Raw genomic sequence first — 19753 nt, forward strand, 5'->3', positions numbered from 1 at the left:
TGTGATGCCCTGCTACGAACGTCCTGTTGTAATCGTTCATGAGGATAGAACCGAAGAAGGTCGACTGCTCGGAACCCGGGGAACCAACTTCTGGCGGGCAGAGGTTTGGGAGGGACCTTGGCTTCTCACCAACTTCGATCACACCGGAACACGTAGTAGCCACGATCTCTCCAATCTCGGTATGCCCGCCTTTTTCGAAAGGCTCCGAACGATTGCGGAATGCGCCCACGGGGTAGATTTCGATTTCAGGGCTGGGGGCTGATCTATGGCCTACCAGTTCGTCCATCTCGAATCCTGGTCGCGGAAGCCTGACGATAAAGGCCGTTCCACGGATTTCATTTTCGACGAGGCGAGCCGCAAGCCGGAGGCGTCCGTCCACGTCGCTAAACCGAAACCGCCAACAGTCATCTATGGCCTTGACGTCGAAGAAGTCCGGGCGATGCACGACGTGGCGGCTGCCGTGGCGACGACGACGGTGAAGGGCAAGCCTCGCAAGATCAGGCTCGACCAGAAGACGCTCCACAGCGTCGTCGCCTCGCATCCGTACACCGTCGAGGAAGTCCGAGCCGATCCGAAGAAGGCCAAAGAGGTGAGGAAATGGGAACGGCTCACGGTCGTCTGGCTCAAGCGCCAGTACGGTCTGGCGCTCAAGTCGGTTATTCGCCACACCGACGAGCAGCAATGGCACATCCATGCCTACGTACTGCCGAGCGAGGACCGGGAACTCAAGGCGGCGGTCTTTCATCCAGGCGTCGTGGCAAAGCGGGCGGTGAAGGCGGCCGGTGCCCAACCCGGCGAAGACGGGAAAGCCCTCAATAAAAGAGCCGATGTCGCTTACAAGTCGGCCATGCGGGACTGGCAGGATTCTTATCACGACGCCGTCGCTGTGCTTTGCGGATTGACGCGTCTCGGCCCTGCGCGTCGCCGTTTGACGCGCGAAGAATGGAAGGCCGAGCAAGCCCAGGCCAAGGCGCTCAAGAACGCCGTCGAGCGGGCGGCGGTCGTGAAGCGGCAAGGGCAGGCCTACGTTGCCAGAACGAGGGCGGACGCGGCGGCGATCAAGGCGGATGCCGCCCAGATCAAAGTATCCGCCGCCCGTCTGGCGGGGATCGGCGGGGCCGTTCGCGCCGTCGTAGACGGAATCAAGGAGTCCCGTATCCGTGCCGAAATTCGTCGGGAGTTCGCCCGCGATCTCGCTGCGGCGAAGGCTGCCGCGGCGAAAGCGAAGTCCGAAGCCGGCAGGGAACGCGCCTCGCGGCGTGAGACGGAGAAACAGGCTTCCGAGCAGCGCCACGTGTTCCGGCAACAGGGGCAGCGCCTCGCATCCGCCCAGCAGGAAATCAGGACCTTGTCTGCCGCGCTCGCCGCAGCGCTGGACGAGCCGACACCAACACCGGGAGGAGTACCTACACCATGACGACAGGCGAGAATATTTTCTGGCAGCAGGCGCGCGCTGTCCTCTGGGACATCGACATGCTGCGCCTCGACCCGGCGCATGGGGCGGCGGTGGAAATCGTGCGGTGGTGCCTACGACACCGAGGCCGTCCGACACACCACCGACAGGCATTCCTCGAAGCGGAGTGTCTGCCGTTGCTGGTGTACCTCGAAAAACTGGCGTCCACTGGAGAGGCGTCAGACTGGCGGACGCTGGAAGAGCGTATACGGCTCCGCCTCGAAATCCTCCGTGAAGGCGAGATGCAACCCTGCGCGAAGCCTTGGCTCGCGGCAATCTGGCACACCCTGCCCGAACTCGCGGCCATCGGCCAGACGATTCTCGACGAGGCGGACAAACCCAAGGGCGTTGCCGCATTCGAAGTCGCGCCCGTGTACACGGACGCCGACCCGAATTCCGGCAGCGGCGGCGATGACAAGGGAAGTGCGGGGAAATCGGGATCGGCGGGAACGGCGGCGAAACCGAAACCCTCGCCGCGGCTGGCTCTGCCGGTCGTCTCCATCGTCTTGACCGAGGCCGAAAAGAAGGCGCTCGGCCTCGGCAAGCGCAATTCGGACGCCCACGCGAAGAACGAGGCCACGCCTGACGATCCAGATGGAACGAGCGGCCCAACGGGGCCGAAGATGCCAGGAGGCCCGAAATGATAGACCTGTTTGCTGAACCGTCGGCCTCGAACCTGGCATGGCAGCTTGTCAAAGCTGTCCTGCCGACGGACACGACGTCGGCATGGGGCCAGACATTGCAGGTATTCACGTCGGCGCTCTTCGGGTTCTGCACCGTGATACTCAGCTACGGTGTCATTTCCGGGATCGTACAGTCGGCGTATACAGGTAAAACGCTTGGGGACCGCTGGCATCAGATATGGATGCCACTGCGGGTTATCGTCGGTTTGGGCCTCCTGATTCCGACGCCGTCGACGGGGTTTTCTCCGGTACACTACCTGCTGCGTGACGTCGTTGCCCGAGGCGGCATCAATTTGGCGGACGCCTCGTGGAGCGTGTTCGTGAAGACTGTGGCGTCTGGGGAAACGACAATCCTCCCGGTGTCGTCTTCGGGATCGACGGTCGCCATGGCTATCCTGCAACACGAAATTTGCGCCGCGACCTACAATCAGGCGGGCTCCCTGTGGGGTTGGCAAGCGCCGTTGCCTGAACCGGCCGGCGATGTCGCGGGCCTCGGTATCCCTGGTTTCGGCAAGAAGGTCGTATGGAGTTACGGGCCAACATGCGGGCATTTTTCGTATACTGTCCCCGACAACCGGGAGGATTTCTCGAACGCACGGCGTGAGGCGGTCAAGGAAATCATTTCCGCCTACAGGACCGAAGCTCAACGTTACACGACGCTGGCCGCCGAGACTTCGGGCCTCTCGTCCGCCGACGCCATGACGAAGGCGCTCGGCAGCAAGGGCCTGTCCCTGACGATCGTGCAGGATATCCGCGCCCGTGGGGCAGCCTTCGACGTGCAGATATCCGAGGCGGCGAAAACGGAGGCCGCAACGGTCGAAAAAGAGTCGAGGTCAAAGCTTGTCAAAAATGCCGAGCTCGAAGGCTTTTTAAGCGCGGGGACTTACTTTCGCGCGCTGGGCCAGATCAGCGAACTGACGACGGCGCTTTCGAACGAGACCTTGGAAGATGTTGCGCCTCGGACAGATGGAGATTTCGGGTTGGCGTTAGATCGGGCCTTCGCAGTCCTGCGCCTACAGGTTTCCGGAGAGACTGACAGGGCAAACCTGACGGCCAATGACTTCGCCGGTGCAGGAGATGAAGGTTCGAATTTTCTCGTCAAGCTCCTTGCGCCAATTTCACGTGGTCTTGCAGAATGGGGGGCGTCATCATCGGCCAAATCGGGTGACGCGATGTCGAACCTGATTTCCTCGGGTCACGCGATGTTGTCGATTGCCTGGACGGCCATTGCCGCAGGAGCGACGTTGATGGTCGCGTCCTCCAACTGGTTTTTGTCCGCGGTCGGTGCAGGTGGGGCAGCCGATTTCCTGCTCGGCTGGGGCAACTGGGTCATCGGAGCCCTCATGTTCATCGGCGGCTTACGCGCCTACGTGATTCCGATCCTTCCATTCCTATTCGTCCTTGCCGCCGGGATCGCTCTTGTCGCCGCCCTGCTTGAGGCGATGATCGCACTGCCGTTGTGGTGTCTGAAATGGCTGAAAATGGAGGGCGGCGACGACTTCGCCGCCGAGGGCGTGCGCATGGGGTTGATGCTGACCGTCAACGTCTTCCTGCGTCCGTCTCTCGCGATCCTCGCCTATTGCGGCTCCTACCCGGTTTTCAACGTCGTTCTCAGGACGATGGATTCGATGTGGGCGACCGCCTTCCTCGCGCAGACTGGCGGCGCGGTCGTTGGCCTCATCGGTTTCCTCGTGATGTCCATCATCCAGCTATACCTGACCTGGTACGTCAGCCTGAAGTTGTTCGGACAATCGTGGGCGCTTCCAGATCGAGTTCTCGGCTGGCTCGGCCTTCCGGGAACGGCGGGGGAATCGGGCATCGCCTCCGGGGCTATCGGCGGAATGCTCGGTCTTGCCGGACGCGGGTTATTGCCGAAAACTGGTATGGCGATGCTCACCAAAGGAGGCAAATCGAAATGAAGAAACTGATCTGGTGGACGGCTGGCGGGCTTGGTCTGGCAACGGCCTGCGGGCTGGCGGGACTTCATCACTTGTCGGCGTCAGTGGTGACGTTGACGGCATTTTGCTCGGTTCAAGGGGGCATCATTATGGCACTCGATACCCTTTCGCGCATAAGGGCTTCCTCATGACTCCGCTGGACCTTCACATGGATAAAGCACAAGGGGTGATCGGGCAGTTTCTGGAATGGACTATACGGACGCCTTGGCGAGTCATCGTTGGTTTGGGGCTCCTGATACCAATGTCATCGACGGGGTTTTCTCCGGGGTACTACCTGCTGCGCGATGTTCTTGCCTTGATTACCACCGTCATCCTGATGGCGATCTCGACGGGGAACGCGAGCGCCGAAACCTTCCGGTTTCCTGCTGCGGCGCGGGCGGCTTATGGTGTCCCGCAGGTCGACATTGCCATGTCCGTGTACATGCACCCTGATTGCGCAGGCCGTTGGTTTGTCGAATATCCGCCAGGCTTCGCGTTTCGGCGGGGGGGACCTAACGGGGGGAACCTCTACGGTAATCCTGGCAGGGGTTCGTATGACGTCGCCATAAAAACAGACGCCTGCCCGTCGTGGGATTCCGATTACGTCGAACCTGCTCGCACAACCTGGCACAAAGTGGTCGTTTACTGAGAGGCCCCATGAAAACGCTCCTGACCACCCTTTTCCTCGCCCTGGTGACCCTACCGGCTAACGCGGGATCGCTCCTGCAGCCGCCCGCCGACGCGCTACGCGTCGAGTTCACAAGTCCCGATACGTCGCCCGCTGATCGTCTCAAGGCAGGTCAGACGTTGACCGTGGGCGTCGTGGTCTCACGGTCGACGGGGGCCGTGGAGGTCGTGCCGACGGCAAAACCGGATTGGATGACCTACGACGCTGCCGCTCGCCAGTTTTCAGGGGTTCCCGTAGTCGGTGATCACGAGCTTTCGGTGCGCGTGACGGACGCCGAAACGGGGCAAACGGCAACGGGTGTCCTGTCCTTCAACATCGATGCGATGCAGAGCAAGTTTTAAAATACAATTTGCAACTTACTGTTTTTATTGATGTAAGGTCGTTTCCTTGTTGACGGATGTCGCGGGATCGCGCCATCCTTAAAACATCGAAGGAACGCAAGGAACTTCTGTGGTTATCTTCCCCCTTGAGGGCTCAGAAGAACCGTAACGGCGAGAAATTGCCTTTGCACTGTTATGTTTCCCCATGAGGGATTAGGAGAGATCAGGTCTTTGACTTGAAATGTCCGTCATCGTTCCCCGCGAGGGATCATTTCGACCACCCAAAGGCGGCTCTGAAACATATGGGTTTGTCGGAATTCAAACTGACGAGACCACCGTTGACCGCCTCACAGGCGGATTTGGAAAAGGGCGGCAGAAATGCCGCCCTTTTGGCTTAGGGTGGTCAGTCAGATTCCCCCTTTATGCGTCATGTGAAAGTCCGTGACATCATCGGGTGCATCGCCTTGCTCGGAATGGTACAGGCTTGGAGCTACGCCCCGCATCAACTCCTGAAGATCGATCGGGCGCGGACGACGGCGCTCTTCTCCGCCTTGCACGGGTTCCGGAGTATTGCCGTTGCGGGCGTTTTCAAAGGCGCGGTAATGGCGCAATGCCTGACGAAGATCAGATTTGGTGCTATTGCGGAGGCCTGCGAAACCGGGCGCACGTTCCAAAGCCGCGATCTCCAAGGCCTCATTCTCGAAAGTGCGGCCCAAGAGCATATACCGGGCACGTCCAAGGCTTGATTTGATGTTGCGGGCGGTTGCGCGTGAGCGCTGATTGCCGCGGACAAGCCACTGCATGAAGCGCTCCTCCGTCTCCGGGGAAATCTTCCCTATCTGGCGGTCGAGAATGACCTTTCCGATGATTTCGGCTGCGGTCGGTGGAACGGCGTTGGCGATCATCACCATGATGCGGCGCTTGTTCTTCGAACACCATTTCCAGCCCTCAGGAAAACCTTGGATACGGGACAGGAATTTCTGGTGGCCAACAGCGGCGTCCTCCAGCGGAGCGCTGTCGTTCGGGTGTGCCTCGTACTTTGCCTTCAGCGCTGCCGACGGAGGCTCGCCCGAGGTTCTGGTAATCGTCGCATAGGGCTCATCAACGCTACGGACGGCACGGCCGGCGCGAAGCGGCCGCGTGTAGACATGTCCTTTCACGACGATATCGAGATTGTATTCCGGTCGCCACTGGTTCTCCGCAGTCGGCATTTCTCCCATCTCTTTGGCGAATGCCCGCCGCACGGATTTCGGAACGTCCGTCGCCGCGTCCGAAATGGCACCTTCGATAAAGCCGTCACGTTCGCCGAGGCGTCCCACGACGATCAGGCGACGTCGCGCCTCTGGTGTGTTGTAGTGGGAGAAATCGACCCGGCACTCTGAGATACCGTAGCCAGCTTTTTTCAGCATGGCGCGGGCTTCTGCCCATGAACGGGACCGCGCAGCCTGGATGACATTCTCCATGATGAACCATTCCGGGCGGACCGATGCGATCGTGATCGCGTATGCCAGGGTCAGTCGGGCGTTCTTGCCCTCCGCACGCTTGCCGGCCACGGAGAAGTCTTGGCATGGAGGGCCACCCGCGATGAGGTCGGGTTTCAGGTCCACGATATCCGGGATGATTCCGAGAAGATCGGACAGATCGCGTTGATGGACGTGGTCGCCAATGTTGGTGCGGTAGGTCTCGACGGCGTCTGGCATGCTGTCATAAGCAGCGACAACGTCAAAGCCGGCGCGCTGGAGCCCCAGCGACATACCACCTGCACCACAGAAAAGTTCCACAACCTTCATTCGCTCTTCCTTTCGCACGGCCCGTTTCACGAGCTGTGTAGCGGTGGCGTGTTAATGGAAGTCCGAAAAAGTCGTTAAAGGTTTATCGAAGGTGTAAATTCCTTGATATCGAAATTAAACACCCATCACGTAGTTCTACATGACGCTGATGCGGGCAGATGCCCGCCATTTAATGCTTCGCTTCCCGGTGCCCGATTTCGCTGATCAGTTCCCATGCATCGCCAAGAGCGGCGTGGATTTTCTCCATCTTTTTCGCGACCGCTGTCCCGTTTGGTGTTCCGAGGTCGGAAAAACGGGCTGCTATAGAGCCTACCTCATTGCGGAGACGACAATATGTGTCGCGGTTCATGGGGAATTTTTCGACTGGTATATCGGAGAATTTGGTCATGATTTTTCACGGGTTCTCATGTTGAAAGGCGAACGTAAGCAGTCGCAAGCGAATTTGCCGCGCCGTAAACAATCATGGCGGCCCCCAGGAAGTTGAAGACTTTGTTTTGCCAACGCGAACAGAGACTGTTGTCGCCAAGGATAGCGAAACCGAGGAAAAGGAAGAGTACATTGATATCGTCCACCTTCCTCAGGCCTCGGTCTCAAAGGATTGTACTCCCACCGGCCTGAACGCCGCTGCCAAAAAACGGTCCCGTGCCGCCTCGGCCTTCTCCCCAGCCCGGATGACGTCCTCCATGTCGCTGAAGTCACATTCATATTCGGTCGTGTAACTTCCGAGATGCTGACGCAGCACACGACGGGCATCTTCATCGCCCTCGCCATCGCTCCCGATGAGATCGAACCGGACGCAGCTCTTGCCTGGGATGCCCTCAATGATGGGCTCGACCCATTCGAAGTTTCCCGCTGGATCGACAATCGCCAGTTTGCCGTCGAAGCCGAAGTCGTCGAATTTGAATTTCGCGTTCATGCATGTTTTCCTTGTTTGATGGCTTTTTGAACGAGGGTGGTGACAACCTCCCGGATCGTCATTTCATGTTGCGCGGCGTGAACCTTCAGCGCTGTCAGCGTTCCGGAAGGAAGGTCCACCGTCAGTCTGTCCGCGCGGCCTCGTCGCGATGGGCGGCCTTGTTTGGTGAAGGATGCCTGAACCATGTCACGCATCTTCGATAACAAAGAAGCGGGCAATCGTGTCTTCGTTGGCGTGCTGTTCGGCGAAATCGCGAGCTTCCGACGTGTCAATAGCATGCAGCCCCTCGCCACCTGACCGCCCGCCCTGGACAGACTGAGCCCACCGGGTCATCGCTCCTCCGTGCCCAGCGAGGAAGAAACGTCCGCGAGGCGTTCGGTACAGAGACGTGACCTCGTAACGAAAATCTCCCCTATCGGAGTCGCTCTCGAAAGAGCAGATTTCCTCCGCCGTCGCCGTGTTGTAGCGGAGACCGTCGATGATTTTGCTGATGTTCATTCCATTCCCTTTCCATTGACCTTCGGGCAAAGCTTCGCCGCCGCGCGAAGGCGCGTTATTCTCTGTTTCTACTTCCGTTTTCAGGAACTCATTTGATGTGGACAGGTGCGTTTGTGACTGCCCACATACAAAGTGTTGGAGCATTCCGACGGTGACGCAAGAGCGAAAATGCGCCGACGGTGAAGTTTTTTACGACACCAGAACAGGGCCGCTGACGATGCGGCGGATAGCTTCCTCGACAGCCGCGACGGCTTCTTCCCGGGTATGGACGATGCCGTTGGCAAGGGAGCGGAGGCGCTGCGGATAGCCGTCCTTGTCGCGAGACTGCATGGCTGGAATGTCGACGGAATAAACCCACCGTGCATCGGGGCATTTCCGGAGCTCTTCGATCCAGACGCACATCACATGCGGATATGATGGATGATCGACCTCAGCGGCATCGTGGACGGCGAACTCGTATTCGGCGTTGTACCAGTCAATCGCGATAGCGGTCATCATGCATGCCTCCTGACGAGTTTGCCGACGATCAGCAATGGGAGCACGATCCAGACAATGAGGTTGCCGGCCTCGACCGCATCCGGGGCTTTGATGGCGACGGTGTAAAGGATTGCAAAAAATAGCATGGCAATTGGCAGGCAGAGGACTCGTAAAACAAGCATGTCATGTTCCTTTATGTGGGAATGTGGGTTTCAGGTGCGCGAAAAACGCCGAAATGCCTGGATACCGTCACGTTGGATTTCCCGTTTCATCTCGTCAGCGGCACCGGGTAGACGTGACTTCCCGACGAGGCGGCGCACGGACGTCGCCTTCTCTACCGCGTAGATGGATGCCACGTAGCAGAGGAGACCCCCGCACGGTGCCCGCTCGTTAACCTCCTCGATCAACAGGTTAAAGGTCAGACTCGGAATGAGTGTGGTCTTCACTGCCATTTGAACCTCGAAAGCGACTGTTTTCATTGATCTATTTATAACATTTAGAAAGAATCGAGCCCAGGGAATAACGCGGAAGGGTTGAGTTGTGCCGGAGGCGGAGTTAACGGGATCGCTAGAACTTTAAGGGTTCTTTTTGAAAACCGTGCTCCCTGTTCGATGCGGGCCGCAGGCCAAGCTTCGAACCCGCGCGCAGCGTGGTCTTGTGATGCTCCCCGTCCCGATGCCTCCAATCCGACCGGCACGCGCAACGGCAGTCACCCGAAGGGCCGAAGCAACGCGGCGGACGGCACCGCCGTTGACATAGTGAGCATGTCGGTAGGCTTGCTGGTGAGGGTGGGGAAATGGTTTCAGGGGTATCTTGGCCCATCCGAACGTACAAACTTGTTGTACGAGGCTCTATACGCGCCCGCAGAACGCCTTTGACTACAAAATGGTCCCGTGGACCATTGGGGCGCGGGAAGCGCGTCTGCGACGAAGAAGAACGCACCAGAGCTCCAAGCATAGCGGTCCCCGGTGACGGAGATGGCGCGGGAATTCGCACATGCCAAGAACGATCAAAAGGGCCACCGCGAGAGATTCAACACAGATGTGCTAGTCGGCTTCATGCCTTTTTTATCTTGCCACATGAGAAGTTTTAACCGCCATCAGTTTGACGCAGACCGCGCTACCACCTTTAAGAGGGACCTTTTTCGGGCAGGAGAGTGCCAAGTGCCGCCATCTGTGCCGAAACGGAAATTCAAGATGAAGAAACGGTCATTGCTACGACAACAAATCATCCTTTTTTTGCTCGGCAGGCCATGCGTCTGCAGGTAGTATAGGCTCGGAGAGAATACTGACCAGGTTTTCAACTTTCACTCACACTCGTGAATAGGGATACGCATTCTTAATGTAGGTGTTCAAAAATTGTCCCTTTGAAGGGGCGCTCATTAGTTGCTCGTAGAGAGCGATAGAAACATTGTAGTACTGATACACAGTCCCGCTAGTGAACTCCACTTCGAGGGTTTCTGTCGCTTCATCATAACCAATGGATACCAAATTTGTTGATCCAACATGTTCACGCATCATTGTCCTTACCCTCGTCGTGGTCTTCAATGGAGGTTCGTTCGATGTTGAGGTCATTGACGACAGCCGTGGTGCGCTGGGCTCTCCATGAAGCAACTACGCGATCATAGCCCTCGGCCGTACGTTTAGATTTCCAAGCTTGCGTGACTCTCGGATCGGAACTCTGTGGCATTTGATCAACAGACGGCAGAAATATCCGCGTCCTAACGGGCAAGCGGGCTGCTTCCCCGGTTATAATTGCTTCACCTGTACGCAAAACAGGCAGCAGGTCTGTCAGGCCCGCAAGGTTGTCAGGCAATGCGCCTCGGACGCGACCGCGATCCGACGGGTTCGACAGCCTGAGGGCTATTAGAGTGCCGCATTGGGATAGGATTGTCTCATCTATCTCCGCCGGCCGCTGCGACACCACCATAGCGCCGACACCGTATTTACGTCCTTCCTTTGCAATGCGCTTGACAACGTCAGCCGCTACGTCCCCGCTGTCTGACGAAACGTAACGGTGAGCTTCCTCCATTACAACGAGCAATGGCCGCAAAACGCCGCCTTCTGTCTTTTCTCGGCTCCAGAAAAGCGCTTCATAGACGATCCTTAGGATCGACCCTATCAGCCGAACCAAAACTATGCTTGGGACGCCCGAAAGATCGAGAATGGTAATTGGCTTTTCGTGGCCCAGCCAGTCCTCAAGCAAGACGTCCAAATCTTGCTCGGAGAAACCTGCAAGGTCCGGTTCCCAAGGACCGGGGTGAAGAAGGAAGTCAAAGCGGCGGTCCAATAGCCTAGAGCGCAACAAATTCAATTGTCGCCGGATACCTCTCGCCGCAGTATTCGTAAAAGGGCCAGTTGAGCCCATGGCATGGGGCTGATATTTGGGAGGGGCTAAGGTCGCCGCATCCCCCTCATCCTCAACGGCGGGCTGGTCTCTGTTCACACCGACGAATGTCTTCGTCTCAAAGTCCACGAGATCATACCAGAGCTTTTTCAGCGAAAAGGGGACAGGACTGTCAACTGTCAAAGATTGGGCCGGCAGGCCCGGAAGCGCCTCAGCCTCAATCCGTTGAGTTTTGAGTTCCTGTATCTTGTCGGTGAAAGCGATGAGCTGGTTATCATTGAGGCTTCCTGCTAGAAATTCTAAGAGTTCTCCTGTTTCCAATGCCCAATATGGGACATACAGCGGACGCTCACCCGATTGGGGCGTGGCGCTGAACACCTTCGCGACATCCCCTAGAGCAGCCGCATATTCACCGTGAATATCTAACAAGAGGATGCGTGCCCCCGGCGATCCCTCGGAGCCGCCGCGACCAACAATCGACCGCAGAATACTCGCCACCGTCGTGGATTTTCCAGAGCCTGTCGAACCAAGAATGGCGGAATGGCGGGTCACCAAGGCGTCTAGCGACAGTCGCACAACGATATTCTCGGCGCTCGAAAGCGTTCCAACCGCAACCTGGTTCTCCTCTTCTCCACCGTAAATTCGGCGGAGATCGCCCTCCGTCACTATATGGACGGTATCATTCACGTTCGGATGCTGGCTAAGGCCTCGTTCAAAATGCGACCCGATAGCCTCTCCTGCGAGTTCGATCCGCATCCAGCGACCTGAGTCCACATCGTCTAAAGCGACACTGGCGGGCGCTGCCGAGGCACCAACCTCCGAGACAATCCCGAAAAGGTCCTGATACCCTTGTGGGATTCGGACGAAGCTGCCGACTTGTCCGACCCGGTAAGCGTGCCCAGCGATTATAGCAGTACCCGAGGCCAAAGACTCGGAGAGCCTTACGGTAATGGAGGCACCGGAGACGGCCGTCACTTTGCCGAGATAAGTGGGATCGGTTAAAGTTGCCACGTTGTTTGCACCTACGTCCCTGGGGCGGCCGGCGGCGCGACATCCGCCGAATATGAGATCGCCAGAAATCTGCAGAATGTGGCGAAGTCACCGAGCAAGAATACAGGATCGCCCTGTCCCCAGCGCTGACCCCAGAAGCTGCTTCTGATCTCACTCCAATTCTTTGGAGGATCACCGAGCCTCCACTTACCTGCAACCCCGTTTATAACCGCTCCGTCCGAAGCGTATACGGACACGTTAGGCCGGTCATAAGCCAGTTTACACGCGGGTTGTTCCGAATTCAGGTCAAGGAATTGGAAGGCGAATACCGACGTGTTCGCGTTTACCGCGAGTGCCTCATCGATGACAGCGCATATATGCGCGTCCCTGAAGGAAAAACCTGTTGTGAGAAGGAGCGTATCGGGCGTCATGAGAAAGCGCTTCAGCCGTTCGAACAGAGCTGCGTATGGTTGCTTCTGGGTCAAATCGTATTTCAAATGATCAGGATAGATAAGCTCGGTACTGTCATAGCTTCCTGTTCGGACTACGCGCCCATTCTCGACCATCCAGCCGAGAGAACCATGCATTTTCCAGAGCCGAACCCATCTCGCAGGAAGATCGTCTCCTGCAACGGTCACAGGATCGAAAAAGGGGGCATGACCTCCGCTGAAACCATCAAAATATGGCACCTTGGCTGCCTCCAACGCGGTTTCAAAAAGAAGGTCGTAGTTCGTCGTGAACAGTTCCACGGAATGAGGTCTCTGCGCCCCAGCAATCCAGGCAACTAACTCGTGAAACGCGCTCCGGGCGTTCGGTAGCTTCGCGCCGACGATTTTGCCGATCCCTTCGCAGATTTTCTCTCCAAGCGCTTTGTATCCGTCCCCATCGAGTCCGTTGGCCTTGACGTCTCCCAAAGCCGTCTGCATCAACCTGACCTTGGAGAGGATATTCTCGATATTCCCATTTTGTGGGAGTGAAGCACGAATTGCGTCAACGGCAGCTTTCTCGTCTCCAACGAAGTCCTTGAGCACTGCGTCAGTCAAAGCATCCACCCCGGGAATGAGCGGAGTTCCGTTCGGGTCCAAATTACCGTTCTGATCGATCCGAACCGAGAGTGGCGCTCCCGCGCCAACAAGCAAGCCGATACGTTTACGACCTTGGGATAGCACTTGACGGAGGTCCGCCATGAACCGATCCGGATTATGAACGGACTCCATCGCCAATTTTTCCTCAACCACCGCGTTATTGTTCGACCCGAACTCTACACACTTTCAGCGAGTATTAGCTAGCAGAGATACAGGTGTTGTCCAAGTTTCCGCTTTCGGGAGCGTTGATAGACAAGCCATGGAGTGAGCGTGAACCAAGCTTTACTTCGCCTGCCGATTGGAAGCGCCTGTCGCGACTTGAACCGGGACCAACTACCCCCGGATCGGCATACCGTTTCATGTGATGGTGCCGAGGGTAAATCTACCTTTGGAAATTGCGGTTTTCCTAACCGAGTTTCTTACGCAGCCTTTAATAGCCGTCGGGCACATCTGACCCTGCTTTGATTGAGCAAAGGGGATAAGACATGAAACCAATATTGATATGCGTGATGGCGGCGCTGCTGCCGTTCGCGGCGCATGCCGAGGAAAGCGTCTGGCCGGGAGAGTATGCCGGCGATTGCGGCAACAAGGTCCAGTGCATCATCGAGATCGCTGACGACGGCGGCGATGAGGTCGACGTCAAGCTCGTCGTCGCCAACCGCGTCGACTTCCAAGACGTCAAATGCAGGCTCGAAGGGCGCTTCAGGCGTTCGGCTGTACTTGGAATATCCGGAACATTCAAAGGCGCGTCCGATGTCATGATCGGCAGGTACCGGGAGGGTCTCGAGGTGTTCGGCATACCCAAGAAGGCCTGCGGCCTATCATTAAACAAGAAGTACGTGATGTTCGGAGACTGAGTCTATGAAGACGCTTTTGAGAATGGCTCTGTTGTCCGCCGTCGTGCTCGCATCGCCCGTCCATGCCGGGACACTGGACACGTCGATCCTCGACCTCAAGATCGGCATGCCTTTCGACACTGCTAGGAAGTGGGTGAACGAACGCATCCCGAATGCCAAGACGCGGATGGCGGACCAGGCACGGGGATCGGACGGGAAGCAGTTCTTCACGTACCTGCAACTGACGACGTCGGGAACCATGAGCAAGGGCATCGAGAAACTGAAGGCCGAGAACGGGTTCGTTGGGGAAACCTGGACGCTATACGGTGGCGGGCCGGCCACTGGCGCGCAGGCTGTCGGACTTGCGAGGTCCGTGCGCTACGAAGATGGCAAGGGACCCGACGTCGAGGAGACGAGAAAAGCGCTGGTCGCCCGTTATGGCGAACCGTCGAAAACGGAAGATGACGGCGAGAAGCTATACTGGGTCTCGAAGGATACGGCATTGGAGCAATCCTCCTCGACCTGCGCGCCCGATTATCGCAGCCTGAAGTATTCCCCGGATTGCGGGACCTACATCTTCGCATCCATCGATGCCGGCCAAGACCGTCTTGTCACAGAACTGTCGATCTCGATCCTCAACCATGATCTGGCGATTTCCACGATCAAGGCGGAGCGGGCAGCATTGCAGAAGGCAGCGGACGAGAAGATGCAAAGCGACCGTCAGAACCGGGCCGCCGTTCCGAAGCTCTGAGAGATCATCTCGGCCCGATGGCCGATACGATTGAGAGCGTGGCGAGATGCGCCACGCTGCGGGCACCGAACGCGGCCTTGAGCTTTTCGAGCTTGTGCTCGACGGTGCGGGGTGAGAGGCCGATCCGAACGCCGATATCACGTGCGGTATATCCTTCCCGTAGCAACTGGAGGATCGCGAGTTCGGCGATGTCCGGTTCGGGTGCCGGCTTTGTCGTAGGCAGCAGGCAGCGGATGCGGACCAGCGAAACACACCATGAGCCATGCCGTCCCGTATTTCTCGATGGAAGGATGATGCGGTCCCCGAACATCCTGACATTGGAGAGACAGGCGTCAACGCTGTCGATCTCCGGGCGCGCCTGCGTGATCGCCCGCTGCCTGCCCCTAACCAGAGTGCCGAGCGTGAATTCTCGATCCGGGAGGCTGTGAAGCGGCGGGTCCGTTCCGACGGGCACGATGTCGGCGAGACCAGACGGAACCTCGTAGCCACGAATGAGCGAAAACGTCCAGTCGAGCGGGTCAGTCGCCGTTGTCCCGGTGATGGTGAGGATCATATCGGGCGCGAGGTAATCCAGCACGCTACCGCAGATGATATCCGCGCCGTCGGTATCGGCCCCGGCGCTGATCCAAGGCATCCATGAGCCGTGCCGCGCATCGATCGAAACTGAGCGGCTGCCGTGTCCGGTATGGAAACGAACCCTTTTGTCATCACCGCCGAACAGGCTTTGTTCCTTGCATAAGCCCTTGCCACGATTTGCAAATCGAAAGGGTCGCACGACCGCATGTCCACCCCACGAAAGGGTTCCATTTTGTCAAGGTGGCGGTGCTACGGGGAGGCCGGCACAGGGTTTCGGACAGCATGGCAATGATAGGATATGCACGGGTATCGACGAACGACCAGAATCTCGACCTCCAGGTGAACGCATTGCGTTCGGCGGGGTGCGGACGTGTGTTCGAGGATCATGGCGTCTCCGGCGCTGTCGAGAAGCGACGCGGCCTGAATGCGGTCCTCAGGACCCTGCGCAAAGGCGATACGCTGGTTGTATGGCGGCTGGATCGCCTCGGGCGGTCGATACGCCATCTGATCGACGTCATCACCAGGCTTCAGGCGCGTGGGGTGGAATTCCGTTCGGTAACGGAAAACATCGACACCAACTCGGCCGGCGGACGAATGATCTTTCATGTCATCGCCGCCATGGCCGAGTTCGAGCGCTCGATGATCAGCGAACGGACGGTTGCCGGGATGGCGGCCGCACGCCAGCGCGGACAAAACCTTGGACGCCGCCGCTCAATGACGGAGGAGCAATGCGCCGAGGCAGTCACGGCGCTGGGACAGGGTGGTGAAAGCCTCGCCGACGTCGCCCGGCGTTACAAGGTCCATCCCCGGACGCTCAAGCGGTTGATCAGTTGAATGATCGACGTCGAGTGCCGTAGATTGCTCTGCGAGTATGAGGATGTTGGCAGCCTGTGTGCCGACAACATCTGGTCTGGAGGTATTCATCTTCCCCTGCCTCTATAAGAATAATCCCTTACTATATAAGAAAAACGGGACACTTCCTGTTATCCACTTGATGTTACATAGCAATATCAAAAATCGTTTCGTTTTCCTCCTCGGCCTCGGTACTTGCCGTGACAGGGAGGTATGGTGCCAGCGTTGCGGGATCAGGAGCCTGCCATTCGCCGGCCTTCTCTAACTCCAGCATCCGTGCCAGATGATCCCGGACGTCGAGGTAATCGTCACCGCCGGTTTCGAACCAATCCCGGATATAGGCCAGCCTTGCAAAGCTTCCAGGAGCGGTCTCAGCGGTCTTGTCCATGAAGCCGAGCACGAAATCAGCCATCTGGAACGCATCGTAACAAGTCGGGTATCCACCCATGAACGCTTTCAGGTCATGCAGGATTTTTGCAAGGCGTCTGGTCGCCTTCTTGACTCCAGGATCGTTGATCTTGTCCGCAAGGTCGTAGAGATTTTGCGCCATGTCGTCGCCAGCATACGAATGATAGGCCCGTTCGATCCATGGCAGGACAGGCGTCATGTCCAGCAGCAGGCGCTCCAAACGGAAAATCGCGTTCAGCTTGTCCAGAGGATAGAAATGGCCGGACACGCTCATGTCTATTACCGACATGACGTCTGCCACAACTGGGTCGGCCCAGAAGTAGTTCTGTTCGGCCACGGCTACAGGCTTGGGGCGCAGAATGGCGGGATAGCGTCCCAGGCGCTGGGCCTCCGCGATCCAGGTGTTTGCTTCGGACAATGAAGGAAAGCGACGCCCCCGACGGATGCCACAGACATCCCCGATGGTGATGATGCTATACCCGACGCCCGCTTTCGAAATTTCCGACAGCAGCGTGGCAAGTTTCTTCTTCCGTGAGGCCTGTGTCGTGACTGGAACATGACGCGGCTCACCGTCATCCCACAGAGTTGCTCCCAGTCTGCCCAACTGAAGGATGCCTTCGGCTTTTGTGTCAAATGTCGCATCGAGGATGCGGACAAGCTGCTGCGCTGTCTTGGAGAGCTTACGGATTTTGGCATCCCGCCGTGGGGCGATACCCTGCCTTGCCAAATGCCTGGCAACTGTGCTTTTCGACTGCTCGGTGATCCGGGCAGTGTTGCGGACGGACGCCCTTCCGAAATCCTCCCCGGAGAGTTGAAAGACCACGGGGGTTGCGAGGAAGTCTCTGGCCCGTTGTTCACGGCTGCGCTTGGGCTTGTAACGGGGGATATTGTACCTGTTCATCGTCCAGCGGAAGACATCGTTGATGAGCCTGCGATCATCGTGGCCGCTCGGGCCGTGGGTTTCACGCCAATTGCGTATGAAGTCTTCGCAGAAGACGTGCAGACGGCCGGCATCCTTCCCGTGCTTATTCACGAAAGAATATGCCGCCTTGCGCAGCGCTTCGAATTCTTCCTGGTTGTCGCTCAGCGATCTCATCCCCTTTCTGAGTTGGTAGTTGTCTATAAGGTTGGCTGAGAGCGTGAGAAAGGCAAGTGCATCGAAACACTCACCACTACCCGTTTACCGCGCATTCAGTTTTTGAAAGCTAATGAAAGGTAGATGTGCAACGGGTTAGGAAACCTAAAGATTCTGCGGCTGGGTTCATGACGAAAATACGTCGAATAAAAATTGAAAACTTTCGATCCATCGCCGAACTCGATATGAGTGCGACAGACCTAACTGTCATTGTCGGAGATAACGATTGTGGCAAGTCGAATGTCCTTCGCGCGTTGAATTTGTTCTTCAACGGACAGACCAATCCGAGCACGCCGTTTAGTTTCGCGAATGATTACAATCGATATGCCGAACCTCGTGCCAAAAAAGCACCTGAGATCGCTGTAGAGTTACGCCTCGAGCTCCCAGAATCTTATCGGGGTAACAACGGCGAACAGGTCATGTGGCGAAAGAGATGGCGAGTTGATGGCCTGCAATCTCGCACAGAAATTAAAGGCATCAGATTCATTAGAAAGAAGCGAGGCAATGGCTTTGTTGAAGAACTATTCGATTTGCCAGGTAGGTCCAAAGTCCCCTCGCTCCTCAATCGCATACAATTCGAATACGTTCCTGCAGTGCGCGACGCGGATTTTTTTCGGAGCCTGCGTGGACGAATATTTGAGGTGATCGCCCAAGCCTCGGAAAGCGTTGTCAGAGAAAGCAGCGAACAATTTGAAACAGTGATTGGCGATTCTGTTGCGGGGCTTCTTACAGATATTTCACAAGAGCTGAATGATAGCTCGAAGTTGAGGCTCCCGAACGATCTGACCTCGATCTTCGAAAGCTTAGACTTTCTGAACGGCGAAAAATCAATATCTCTGGAAAGTCGAGGAGATGGGATAAAAGCCCGATATATTCCTCTTATTCTAAAATTTATCGCCGAAAAAAGCAGACAGTCGCCCGGTCTATCGCCGACTTTCATTTGGGCATACGAGGAGCCCGAGAATAATTTGGAGTTTCGTCGGGCAAAAGCATTAGCAGATTCATTTAAGAAACTCGCTCAAGACGAGTTTTCGCAAGTTATTTTGACTACGCACTCACCCGTTTTCTACAATATGCACCTGTATGAGGATCACGGTGGGTTGTGTACGGCGTACCATCTCTCTAATACGTCAACCAGGTTGGGAACAAAAGCCAACTCGGCTGCGGAGGCCAACATTTCGTTGGATGAGTCCATGGGGGCGATGGCTATAATCGCGCCGCACATTCAAGCAGCGCAGGAGGCCCTGGCAGAAGCTTCTGCCCAGTCGGAGGACCTCCGCCAGAAACTGTCAGCTTTCAATTCGGACAATCTCCCAACCATTTTTGTTGAGGGTCAAACGGAGTATCTCGTTTTCACGTCTTTGCTACATCGGTTTAGGCCTGAAAAAGCAGCGCTTACCTTTATCGCAGAGCCGCCGGCTCGAGCCGGATCGCACTACGTTACAAATATGCTTCGATCTTGGGAGTACAGAACTAGACACATACTCCCTGTAGAAAAACGCATGAAAGCGGTAGGAATCGTCGATTCCGACAGCGAAGGCGATAAGGCGGCCAATAAGTTTAATGAAGAGCAGGGAAACTGGAAATTTGTGAATCTAATGCAGTTACCAGTTCCCAGTCACCTGATGCCAGTTCGCGAGCTTGGTATCGACCTTCCGATATGTTTCGAGGAAATGTGGCCTGAAACTTGTTGGACCGAGGCAAAAAATAAAAACTGGTTAGTTGAACGATCCAAGAAAGACTTACTGAGTAGCAAGCTTGTTAATCGCCTCGCCGCGGAAGACCTCAAACTTAGTGAAATTATCGACGCATCTTGGCAGGAATTTTATAATTACGCAGTCGATGGTAGAAATGAGTCGCACGCTAAAATGGCGTGGGCTCAGTATATGGTCAATTTGAGCGATGATATACTTGAGCCAATCGCGTCCGAACTTCTAAAGGCGCTGGACGCAGCTTTGTTGAAAATTGGGTTGTGAAGACGACGTGCAGTGCCGTCAACGTCAGGCAGTAGA

23 protein-coding genes are annotated in these 19753 nt (G+C 56.7%); 10 read left to right on the forward strand and 13 right to left on the reverse strand.

All coding sequences use genetic code 11. The features are described from left to right. Positions 1-265 precede the first annotated feature (265 nt). From N7578_RS18185 to N7578_RS18210, 6 genes are read left to right on the forward strand one after another with little or no spacing between them, the layout of a single operon-like run. Positions 266-1417, forward strand: coding sequence for a hypothetical protein (locus N7578_RS18185; RefSeq protein ID WP_311111636.1), 1152 nt, complete (start codon positions 266-268; stop codon positions 1415-1417). Continuing rightward, entirely contained in the window at positions 1414-2097 is a 684-nt protein-coding gene (locus N7578_RS18190) for a hypothetical protein (RefSeq protein WP_311111637.1), read from the forward strand. Before N7578_RS18185 ends, N7578_RS18190 begins: the two co-directional genes overlap by 4 nt. Beyond that, on the forward strand, positions 2094-4055 hold the full coding sequence (locus N7578_RS18195; protein WP_311111638.1) for a DotA/TraY family protein: 1962 nt from the start codon (positions 2094-2096) through the stop codon (positions 4053-4055). Before N7578_RS18190 ends, N7578_RS18195 begins: the two co-directional genes overlap by 4 nt. Further along, on the forward strand, positions 4052-4225 hold the full coding sequence (locus N7578_RS18200; protein ID WP_311111639.1) for a hypothetical protein: 174 nt from the start codon (positions 4052-4054) through the stop codon (positions 4223-4225). The genes N7578_RS18195 and N7578_RS18200 overlap by 4 nt, the downstream gene beginning before the upstream one ends. 17 nt (positions 4226-4242) lie before the next feature. Continuing rightward, positions 4243-4722, forward strand: a complete 480-nt coding sequence (locus N7578_RS18205) for a hypothetical protein (RefSeq protein ID WP_311111640.1) — start codon at positions 4243-4245, stop codon at positions 4720-4722. A gap of 8 nt (positions 4723-4730) precedes the next feature. Further along, positions 4731-5102: a hypothetical protein gene (locus tag N7578_RS18210; RefSeq protein ID WP_311111641.1), complete on the forward strand. Its 372-nt coding sequence runs from the start codon at positions 4731-4733 to the stop codon at positions 5100-5102. A 386-nt stretch (positions 5103-5488) separates the two neighbouring features. On the opposite strand, the gene N7578_RS18215 is transcribed toward N7578_RS18210, so the two are convergent. The 11 genes from N7578_RS18215 to N7578_RS18265 form a co-directional block, all read right to left on the reverse strand. Then, positions 5489-6871, reverse strand: a complete 1383-nt coding sequence (locus N7578_RS18215; RefSeq protein WP_311111642.1) for a DNA cytosine methyltransferase — start codon at positions 6869-6871, stop codon at positions 5489-5491. Between the two features lie 169 nt (positions 6872-7040). Then, the gene (locus tag N7578_RS18220) at positions 7041-7259 is read right to left on the reverse strand and encodes a hypothetical protein (protein WP_311111643.1); all 219 of its coding nucleotides are present in this window, start codon (positions 7257-7259) and stop codon (positions 7041-7043) included. Between the two features lie 189 nt (positions 7260-7448). Continuing rightward, complete coding sequence (locus tag N7578_RS18225; protein ID WP_311111644.1) at positions 7449-7787, reverse strand: hypothetical protein; 339 nt, start codon at positions 7785-7787, stop codon at positions 7449-7451. Beyond that, positions 7784-7972 carry a hypothetical protein gene (locus N7578_RS18230; protein WP_065114907.1) on the reverse strand — a complete coding sequence of 63 codons (189 nt, stop codon included), beginning with the start codon at positions 7970-7972 and terminating at the stop codon, positions 7784-7786. The genes N7578_RS18225 and N7578_RS18230 overlap by 4 nt, the downstream gene beginning before the upstream one ends. Position 7973: 1 nt before the next feature. Further along, the gene (locus tag N7578_RS18235; RefSeq protein ID WP_311111645.1) at positions 7974-8285 is read right to left on the reverse strand and encodes a hypothetical protein; all 312 of its coding nucleotides are present in this window, start codon (positions 8283-8285) and stop codon (positions 7974-7976) included. Positions 8286-8474: 189 nt separating this feature from the next. Then, complete coding sequence (locus N7578_RS18240; protein ID WP_311111646.1) at positions 8475-8783, reverse strand: hypothetical protein; 309 nt, start codon at positions 8781-8783, stop codon at positions 8475-8477. After that, complete coding sequence (locus N7578_RS18245; RefSeq protein ID WP_161490902.1) at positions 8780-8944, reverse strand: hypothetical protein; 165 nt, start codon at positions 8942-8944, stop codon at positions 8780-8782. The genes N7578_RS18240 and N7578_RS18245 overlap by 4 nt, the downstream gene beginning before the upstream one ends. Before the next feature lie 30 nt (positions 8945-8974). Then, a complete protein-coding gene (locus N7578_RS18250) occupies positions 8975-9214 on the reverse strand; it encodes a hypothetical protein (RefSeq protein WP_311111647.1) in 240 nt (79 codons plus the stop codon). 858 nt (positions 9215-10072) lie between these two features. Further along, a complete protein-coding gene (locus tag N7578_RS18255; protein WP_311111648.1) occupies positions 10073-10336 on the reverse strand; it encodes a KTSC domain-containing protein in 264 nt (87 codons plus the stop codon). After that, on the reverse strand, positions 10272-11864 hold the full coding sequence (locus N7578_RS18260; RefSeq protein ID WP_311111649.1) for an ATP-binding protein: 1593 nt from the start codon (positions 11862-11864) through the stop codon (positions 10272-10274). The genes N7578_RS18255 and N7578_RS18260 overlap by 65 nt, the downstream gene beginning before the upstream one ends. A 266-nt stretch (positions 11865-12130) precedes the next feature. Further along, the gene (locus N7578_RS18265) at positions 12131-13150 is read right to left on the reverse strand and encodes an SIR2 family protein (RefSeq protein ID WP_311112554.1); all 1020 of its coding nucleotides are present in this window, start codon (positions 13148-13150) and stop codon (positions 12131-12133) included. Between the two features lie 518 nt (positions 13151-13668). Between N7578_RS18265 and N7578_RS18270 the strand changes: the two genes are divergently transcribed. Together N7578_RS18270 and N7578_RS18275 are read left to right on the forward strand one after the other, a co-directional pair. Continuing rightward, entirely contained in the window at positions 13669-14040 is a 372-nt protein-coding gene (locus tag N7578_RS18270; RefSeq protein ID WP_311111650.1) for a hypothetical protein, read from the forward strand. 4 nt (positions 14041-14044) lie between these two features. Then, entirely contained in the window at positions 14045-14770 is a 726-nt protein-coding gene (locus tag N7578_RS18275) for a hypothetical protein (protein WP_311111651.1), read from the forward strand. A 4-nt stretch (positions 14771-14774) separates the two neighbouring features. On the opposite strand, the gene N7578_RS18280 is transcribed toward N7578_RS18275, so the two are convergent. After that, positions 14775-15404, reverse strand: coding sequence for a helix-turn-helix transcriptional regulator (locus N7578_RS18280; RefSeq protein ID WP_311111652.1), 630 nt, complete (start codon positions 15402-15404; stop codon positions 14775-14777). Between the two features lie 224 nt (positions 15405-15628). Between N7578_RS18280 and N7578_RS18285 the strand changes: the two genes are divergently transcribed. After that, a complete protein-coding gene (locus N7578_RS18285; RefSeq protein ID WP_311111653.1) occupies positions 15629-16180 on the forward strand; it encodes a recombinase family protein in 552 nt (183 codons plus the stop codon). Between the two features lie 163 nt (positions 16181-16343). Here N7578_RS18285 and N7578_RS18290 read toward each other — a convergent pair whose 3' ends face one another. Next, a complete protein-coding gene (locus N7578_RS18290) occupies positions 16344-17702 on the reverse strand; it encodes a hypothetical protein (RefSeq protein ID WP_311111654.1) in 1359 nt (452 codons plus the stop codon). Between the two features lie 167 nt (positions 17703-17869). Between N7578_RS18290 and N7578_RS18295 the strand changes: the two genes are divergently transcribed. After that, positions 17870-19717, forward strand: coding sequence for an AAA family ATPase (locus N7578_RS18295; protein ID WP_311111655.1), 1848 nt, complete (start codon positions 17870-17872; stop codon positions 19715-19717). Positions 19718-19753 lie beyond the last annotated feature (36 nt).

It is taken from the genome of Agrobacterium tumefaciens, assembly GCF_031801495.1.
In the GTDB taxonomy this organism is placed as follows: domain Bacteria; phylum Pseudomonadota; class Alphaproteobacteria; order Rhizobiales; family Rhizobiaceae; genus Agrobacterium; species Agrobacterium tumefaciens_K.